The organism is Streptococcus sp. DD10, assembly GCF_001578805.1.
Taxonomy (GTDB): Bacteria; Bacillota; Bacilli; order Lactobacillales; family Streptococcaceae; genus Streptococcus.
Window position 1 is genome coordinate 6022 of the sequence record NZ_KQ969165.1, and the last position, 5176, is coordinate 11197.

Sequence of the window (5176 nt, forward strand, 5' to 3'; positions counted from 1 at the left end):
TTCGTGCTCTTTTTGCCACAGCTCTAGCAGGAGCTCAAGCCTTGCCAGAAGAGAGCATTGAGCAGGTAATGGCTGACTTCGAGAATTTCGCTACTGAATTTGAGAGCATGATTTTCAAAGAAGAGTCCATTCTACTTATGATTCTTCTCGAAGCCTTTCATCAGGATGACTGGCTCTCTATTGCAGAGGAGAGCGATACCTATGGCTATGCGATTATCATTCCGACTGAAAAATGGATTCCCAAACGGGAGCAGTTTGTCGCTGAAGAAACTCCTCACGAGCCTGTTCAACTAAAGCTGGATGAAGGAGCTAAACAGCAAGTGATTGATACGCCCGAAGGTCAGTTTACCATTACCTTTACCCCTAAGGAAAAACCGGAAAGTCATGATCGGACCAGTCAGCAGGCGTTTGGAAATGGATTTCTCTCGGTAGAAGAGGCAGATCTGATCCTCAACCACCTGCCCATGGAAATCACTTTTGTTAATAAGGACGAGATTTTCCAATATTACAATGATCATGTGGATTTTGAGGAGATGATTTTTAAGCGCACCCCTTCCCAAGTGGGACGCAATGTGGAGCTCTGCCATCCTCCTAAGTATCTCAAAAAGGTCAAGGCTATCATGCAGGGCTTGCGTGATGGCGACAAGGATAAGTATGTCATGTGGTTCAAGTCCGAATCCCGTGGGAAATTTGTCCATGTGACCTATGCGGCAGTGAGAGACAAGGAGGGATGTTTCCAAGGAGTCTTGGAATATGTTCAGGATATCCAACCCTACCGGGAAATTGAGAGCGATGTTTATCGTAATCTTGATTAGAAATTTCGATCATAAATTCAATCGTTTAGAATCCCTTAAACATGATATAATAGAATTAATACAATAATTGGAGAGAAACCATGAGTTTTTACAATCATAAAGAAATCGAGCCCAAGTGGCAAAAATACTGGGCAGACCATCACACCTTTAAGACAGGAACAGATGCTTCAAAACCTAAGTTTTATGCATTGGACATGTTCCCCTACCCATCTGGAGCGGGTCTTCACGTAGGGCACCCAGAAGGCTACACAGCGACGGATATTCTCAGCCGTTACAAGCGTGCGCAAGGATACAACGTCCTTCACCCTATGGGTTGGGATGCCTTTGGTTTGCCTGCAGAGCAATACGCTATGGATACAGGAAATGACCCAGCGGACTTTACAGCGGAAAATATTGCCAACTTCAAACGTCAGATCAATGCGCTTGGATTTTCTTATGACTGGGATCGTGAAGTCAATACGACAGATCCCAACTACTACAAGTGGACCCAATGGATTTTCACTAAGCTTTACGAAAAAGGCTTGGCCTATGAAGCGGAAGTGCCAGTAAACTGGGTGGAGGAACTAGGGACAGCTATCGCCAACGAAGAAGTGCTTCCAGATGGAACATCTGAGCGTGGGGGCTATCCAGTTGTCCGCAAACCCATGCGCCAATGGATGCTCAAAATTACTGCCTATGCCGAGCGTTTGCTCAATGACTTGGATGAGTTGGATTGGCCAGAGTCTATCAAGGACATGCAACGCAACTGGATTGGGAAATCAACTGGTGCCAATGTCACTTTCAAGGTGAAAGGGACCGATAAGGAATTTACCGTCTTTACGACACGTCCAGATACTCTTTTTGGTGCGACCTTTACTGTTTTGGCTCCTGAGCATGAACTGGTGGATGCCATCACAAGTCCTGAACAAGCTGAGGCTGTAGCGGACTACAAACACCAAGCTAGCCTCAAGTCTGACTTGGCTCGGACCGACCTTGCCAAGGAAAAAACAGGGGTTTGGACGGGTGCTTATGCCGTCAACCCTGTCAATGGCAAAGAAATTCCAATCTGGATTGCCGACTATGTTCTTGCCAGCTACGGTACTGGTGCCGTTATGGCTGTACCTGCCCATGACCAACGTGACTGGGAATTTGCTAAACAATTTGACCTTCCGATCGTAGAAGTACTTGAAGGTGGCAACGTTGAAGAAGCTGCTTATACAGAAGATGGCCTTCACGTCAACTCTGACTTCTTGAACGGTCTCAACAAAGAAGAAGCGATTGCGAAGATTGTGGCTTGGCTGGAAGAAAAAGGCTTTGGTCAAGAAAAAATCACTTACCGTCTTCGTGACTGGCTCTTTAGCCGTCAACGTTACTGGGGTGAACCAATCCCAATCATTCATTGGGAAGATGGGACTTCAACAGCCGTTCCAGAAAGGGAACTCCCACTTGTCTTGCCAGTCACCAAGGACATCCGCCCTTCAGGTACTGGGGAAAGCCCATTGGCGAACTTGACCGACTGGCTAGAAGTGACTCGTGAAGATGGGGTCAAAGGTCGTCGCGAGACCAACACCATGCCACAATGGGCAGGATCCAGCTGGTACTACCTCCGCTATATCGATCCACACAATACGGAAAAATTGGCCGATGAGGACCTCCTCAAGGCTTGGCTTCCTGTTGATATCTATGTCGGTGGTGCGGAGCATGCTGTTCTTCACTTGCTTTATGCTCGTTTCTGGCACAAATTCCTCTATGACCTTGGTGTTGTTCCGACTAAGGAACCCTTCCAAAAACTCTTTAACCAAGGGATGATTTTGGGAACAAGCTACCGTGACCACCGTGGAGCTCTTGTGGCGACTGACAAGGTTGAAAAACGTGACGGTTCTTTCTTCCATGTGGAAACAGGAGAAGAGTTGGAGCAAGCACCAGCCAAGATGTCTAAATCGCTCAAGAACGTTGTCAACCCAGACGATGTTGTGGAACAATACGGTGCCGATACCCTTCGTGTTTATGAAATGTTCATGGGGCCACTCGATGCTTCCATCGCTTGGTCAGAAGAAGGTCTGGAAGGAAGCCGTAAGTTCCTTGACCGTGTTTACCGTTTGATTACAAGTAAAGAAATTATTGCGGAAAATAATGGTGCTCTTGACAAGGTTTACAATGAAACCGTTAAATCTGTCACTGAGCAAATCGAGTCCATGAAATTTAATACAGCCATTGCCCAGCTTATGGTCTTTGTCAACGCTGCTAACAAGGAAGACAAGCTCTATGTGGACTATGCCAAAGGCTTTATCCAATTGATTGCCCCATTTGCACCTCACTTGGCAGAAGAACTCTGGCAAACTGTTGCTGCAACAGGTGAGTCCATCTCTTACGTAGCTTGGCCAAGATGGGACGAAAGTAAATTGATTGAAGACGAAATCGAAATCGTCGTCCAAATTAAAGGAAAAGTTCGTGCCAAATTGATGGTCGCTAAAGACCTATCACGCGAAGAATTGCAAGAAATTGCTCTAGCGGATGAAAAAGTCAAAGCGGAGATTGACGGTAAGGAAATCGTGAAGGTGATTAGTGTACCAAATAAATTGGTGAATATTGTAACGAAGTAACCAGTTGATTTGCTGATTTCCAACCTCAAACAGTTCCCCAAGCTGTTTGAGCCAACTAAACTCGTCAATATCGTTGTTAGAGTAAGAAATGAATCCTTCAGAGTAGAATCTGGAGGATTTTTATTTGACAAGAAGTTTCTATTTTGTTAATATGATTAACAAAGAAAAGAGAGATTATGGATAAAAAAGAATTTATTACATTTAATAATCGTTTCAATAGATTTATTTTAGCATTTGAACAGTTAAAAAAAAATCAACATAAAATTAGTATTGACAAATCCATTACGTTGAATGAGGTACATTTGATTGTTGTGATTGGGAAAAATCAGCCTTTAAATCTAGTGAAATTATCTGAATTATTAGAAGTTTCGAGAAGTGCAATAACTCAAAGTGTTAGGAGATTAATTCAAAAAAATTTAGTTGTTTTTGATTTTGCTCCGAATAATGGGAAAAACAAATATTTGAGATTATCTGAAAAAGGCATCGAAGTTTTTAAAATCCATAAGGAGCAACAAGCATATATTGAAGAATCGGTCTTTTCAGTTTTAAACAACTATAGCGAGGAGGAGCTTCAAACAGTTGTGAAATTGATGGATGATATTGAAAATGTATGGGGAGAATTACCGTGGTAAAAGTCACGGTAAATTTTAAATTTGATTGTTAAGTATATTAACAAAAGGAGAAGATATGACTGTAAACATTGAACTGATTTCACAAACTGACTTAGCAGATGAATCTTTTTATATTACTATCAATGGTTTAGAACCAAGGATAAGGTATTGTGTAGAAATGTACCTGTCTGATTATTACTGTATAAATGCTCCCTTACTTTTAGATCATGATGTCATGTGGAAATCAACTGCAATTTTTTTATCTGATCAGGACGGTATGATTGACACCTTTCAAACAGCATCTATTTCGGGATCTTATAAAGGAGTTTCAGAAATGGGCTTGTTCTTTAATGTGAAACCGTTGAAGGATAGGAAAAGGAGATTACCCAGTTCTCTTGATAGAATTCCTTTGCGAGATTGTTTTGGTGTTGAAATTAAAATCAGGCTGGGGAAAGATGTGGTCGCGGAGCAAAGTTTTGTAAGGCGTTATATGAATCTGGGAATAAGGTATCAAGATATTTATGATAAGCATTTTCAAGGTCGATTATTTTATGATGAAAAGTTAAAAAAGGCGCCGGCTGTGATTATTGTTAGTGGTAGTGAGGGAAGAATTGAAAAAGCTCAGAACATTGCCCAACTTTTATCTTCTAGAGGCTATATTTGTCTTGCGATAGCTTATTTTGGTTTAGAGGGATTACCCCAAAACTTAGAACGAATTCCGATAGAATGTCTGGAGGAAGCGAAAGATTTTCTATATCATCATCCTCAAGTTGATAATACAAAAATAGGAATATATGGTCGTTCTAAAGGAGCAGAGCTTGTTCTGGCTGGACAAAGTATTTTGGATGATGTGCAATGTTTGGTACTCAATTCCCCCTCAAATATAATATTTGAGGGAATAAAGGGAAAACTCAACTCTCATTCATCTTCTTGGACATATTTGCAAAAAGAACTTCCGTATCAAAAATTTCAACTAGGAAATTATTTGTTAAACAAGTTTTTTGGAAAACATATTCCTGAAGATAGTAGGGCTCAGATTGATGTGAGTAAAATTGCCTCTCCTTTATTATTGCTAGGAAGCGATGTTGATGAAATATGGAATGCGTCATCCGCGATAGATGATATTATTTCACATTATAAAGGGAAATCCATTTTGTTTGATAAATTG

At 41.5% G+C, this 5176-nt stretch carries 4 protein-coding genes; all 4 read left to right on the forward strand.

Annotation, left to right across the window (positions count from 1 at the left end):
- A partial coding sequence (locus tag STRDD10_RS11650) for a PAS domain-containing protein (protein WP_231853405.1) occupies positions 1 to 815 on the forward strand: 815 nt, incomplete at its 5' end.
- An 80-nt stretch (positions 816 to 895) separates the two neighbouring features.
- Positions 896 to 3397, forward strand: a complete 2502-nt coding sequence (gene leuS / locus STRDD10_RS08905; RefSeq protein WP_067195235.1) for a leucine--tRNA ligase — start codon at positions 896 to 898, stop codon at positions 3395 to 3397.
- 176 nt (positions 3398 to 3573) lie between these two features.
- The gene (locus tag STRDD10_RS08910; RefSeq protein WP_067195237.1) at positions 3574 to 4029 is read left to right on the forward strand and encodes a MarR family winged helix-turn-helix transcriptional regulator; all 456 of its coding nucleotides are present in this window, start codon (positions 3574 to 3576) and stop codon (positions 4027 to 4029) included.
- Between the two features lie 55 nt (positions 4030 to 4084).
- A partial coding sequence (locus STRDD10_RS08915; protein ID WP_067195354.1) for an acyl-CoA thioesterase/BAAT N-terminal domain-containing protein occupies positions 4085 to 5176 on the forward strand: 1092 nt, incomplete at its 3' end.

Bases quoted from the DNA above. Each gene is read 5' to 3' on its own strand.
- STRDD10_RS08910 (WP_067195237.1), top strand. From the start codon at position 3,574: ATGGATAAAAAAGAATTTATTACATTTAATAATCGTTTCAATAGATTT.
- leuS (WP_067195235.1), top strand. From the start codon at position 896: ATGAGTTTTTACAATCATAAAGAAATCGAGCCCAAGTGGCAAAAATAC.